The organism is Bacteroidota bacterium, assembly GCA_016213405.1.
Taxonomy (GTDB): domain Bacteria; phylum Bacteroidota; class Bacteroidia; order Palsa-948; family Palsa-948; genus Palsa-948.
Genome location: JACRAM010000111.1, coordinates 1 through 2,869 on the forward strand (window position 1 = coordinate 1; position 2,869 = coordinate 2,869).

Annotated in this window: 2 protein-coding genes; both read right to left on the reverse strand. The window is 38.4% G+C overall.

Annotated elements, in window-relative coordinates:
* Positions 1 to 202 precede the first annotated feature (202 nt).
* On the reverse strand, positions 203 to 1,378 hold the full coding sequence (locus HY841_13340) for a site-specific DNA-methyltransferase (protein MBI4931745.1): 1,176 nt from the start codon (positions 1,376 to 1,378) through the stop codon (positions 203 to 205).
* Positions 1,379 to 1,384: 6 nt separating this feature from the next.
* Entirely contained in the window at positions 1,385 to 2,167 is a 783-nt protein-coding gene (locus HY841_13345) for a restriction endonuclease (protein ID MBI4931746.1), read from the reverse strand.
* Positions 2,168 to 2,869: the final 702 nt, after the last annotated feature.

The following is a 2,869-nucleotide window of genomic DNA, read 5'->3' on the forward strand; positions in this document are numbered from 1 at the left end:
AAAAGCTGTCAGAAGAAAAGTAATTGTCCCGCGAAAATATTTAGTAAGCTCGTCTAAAAGTCCGTAAGCGTCTGTTTGCGTCCGTAATTTTTTTTGTCCGCTGCAATTGGCGGTAACGGTTCGGGGATTAGCGTAGGCGGGAATAAACTGCTACGAACTTGTTCCACGAAACAAAGATAATAGAAAGCAATGAACAACAAAATTAAAATGAAACCCCGCTTACGCTAATCCCTTGTTGTGTGCTGTGCTTCTTTTTCTTTTCTGTCCAGAGTTGAAAGTCCGTCTGCGAAATGAACAAGTCCCCTTTAATGTCGTTGAGTTTTTCTGTCGTGGCTTTAATTGCTTCGTCTGATTGGTCAATGCCGAGCCAATGTCTGCCATTGATTTGTGCTGCTCTCAAAGTTGTCCCGCTACCGCAAAAACAGTCAAGCACGATGCTGTTTTCATTGGAAGAAGTTTTTACAACGATGTCCAGCAAGTCGGAATTTTTTTCTGTCGGATAAATGGGATATTGCGGGTCTTTAAATTCCCAAATGTCTTGCATTCGTTTTCCTTCTTGCTCGTCAAAGTAAATTATTTTTCGTGGATTTCCATTGTCACTCCATTCAATTAATCCTTCATTGTCCCATTGCTCCAAAATTTTTACATCACTTCTCCAGTGTCTGCCCTTGGGTGGGTTAATACCTTTGAATGGTTTAGCGGACTTTCCGTTTTTCGTTTCTCCAGGTGCGTGCAAAGGAATTGTCGTGTAGTGTCTGCCGTCCTTATCTTTCTTTGGAAATAATTTTAACTTGTCTGCTTCGGTGTAAGTAATGATTGGCTCGTTCCAAATTAAATTGTCTGTCTTGGAATAAAAAAGAATGAGGTCTTTCATATTTCCATATCCTTTGCGACTGAAATTTTTCGGATTGCATTTTATTCTCGTGATGTCATTGCGGAAATTTTCAATTCCGAAAACTTCGTCCATCATTACCTTTACATAATGCCCGATTTTATAATCAATGTGCAAATAGATTGAACCTTTGTCCGACAAAAGCATTTTCAGAAGAATTAAACGCTCTCGTAAAAACTCAATAAAATCAGCACCTTTCAAAGTGTCTTTGTATGCAACCGTTCCGTTACTGCTATTGCTGATTGTGTTGGCTCTGCCCTCTGAAATTGTGAAAGTATTATTTGTTGCAAAAGGTGGGTCAATATAAACTAAATCAACTTTACCTTTCAAACTGTGCTTTGTAACAAGAAATTTCAATGCTTGTAAATTGTCGCACTGAATTAATGTATTTTTACTATTAGAAATTTGTTGCGGATACAGTTTCACATCGGGAATACTGTCAAAAATTTCTTGCTCTGTCCTTTTATTTTTATAGTGTAATTTCATCGCAGTTTAGATTTGGTAAAGAAATTCACGCAGAACTAAACTGCTCATTATATTCAAGTCCTTATACTTGGTGGAAATATCTTTATACATCTTGTTGTTGCCTTTGATGTATAACACTCCGTCAAGGATTGCAAGTTTTATCGCCTTAACATTTTTCGCTTTTACTGTGCTGATGGCATCATTGAATTGTGCGTTCTGATGTCCGCCAAAGTCGGTAAGAAATTTTGCTTCGCCAATTACATACTTTCCGTTAAATCTTCCAATGAAATCAAGCCCTTTGGAATGTTTGTAATTGAGTTCGTCATAGGCAAAATCCATCAACTGCTTGTCGCTTCCATTGAGGATTGCGTCCTTTTTATTTTTTGTAAAGTCGTCAAGCGAAACGGGTTGTATGCCCAGCGATTTGTTGTTTAACCACCGTCTGAAAAAAGGTCCAATTTGTCTGTTAGTTTCTTTTGGCTCACTGCAACGCTCTAAGATTTTTGCAAGTCCCATTTCATAAAGCCGTCCGCAAATTCTGTTGATTGTTTTCGGATTTCTCTCAATGGATGTTTTGTCCCGTTTGAGATAAGCAATGTAACTGTCCTTGATTGGAAATAAATTTAGTTTGAGAAGTTCCTTGATTAGTATTTCGTTGCTTTTCTTGTTGAAAGCGATTTCTATTTTTTTCCAACTTTCTTCATTGATGTCTCTGATACCTTCGGGAATGGTCGGATATACTTTGAACAAGTCGTCCAAATAGGATTTCTGATTTGCGTAGTCAATGCTTAATTGTGTCCAGTAATTCATTTGTCAAAAGTAAGAAAAAGTAATTTGTCTTGCAGAAAAGTTATGAAATGCTCGGTCGTCATAGCATAGCACACAACGTTTTGCAGGTTGGAGAAGTGGCGGTGTTTGGAACACTTCACTGTCCCACAGCACAAAGATAATTAAATGCTGAAGACATTTTTTCTAAATGTCAACCGCCATTTCTCCAACCTGCTGTTGGCAACTGGGCGTTTACGTCCTGCTGTATTTTTTGTTTGCCTGTCGGGAATACGGAATTGTCTAATGAAATTGTCTGTCGGGGAATGAGGCGCGAGGAAATGTAATAAAGTTGCGAGGATATTATTTTATTTCTTGGCTGTCGGGGAATAAAATGCAAAGTTGTCGAGGTGAGATAGACGCAACGGTTGGAATAATTGTCCCGCCTGCTTGCAAGAAGGTAAAAAAAGGGCAAACTCTTGGCGCATGCAGAACTATAAAATTATTTTCCGCTCATGCGCCATGTGTTTGCCCTTTTGAGTTTGCAAATACCGCTTCTTAGAAATTAATAATTCCCTGTCAGATGAGAGTTTCGGTTTTTTAGAACTCCCTCTGTGAACAGGGACTGTTGTGTTATTGTTTTTCTGGTTTCTTCCATTTGCGTTTACAAGTTTACACTTCGCTTCCTTAACTTTATAATTCAGTCCTTCTTTAGTTAGTGAGTCCTCTCCGTTTTTTTTTCGGAGC

Bases quoted from the DNA above. Each gene is read 5' to 3' on its own strand.
- HY841_13340 (MBI4931745.1), bottom strand. From the start codon at position 1,378: ATGAAATTACACTATAAAAATAAAAGGACAGAGCAAGAAATTTTTGAC.
- HY841_13345 (MBI4931746.1), bottom strand. From the start codon at position 2,167: ATGAATTACTGGACACAATTAAGCATTGACTACGCAAATCAGAAATCC.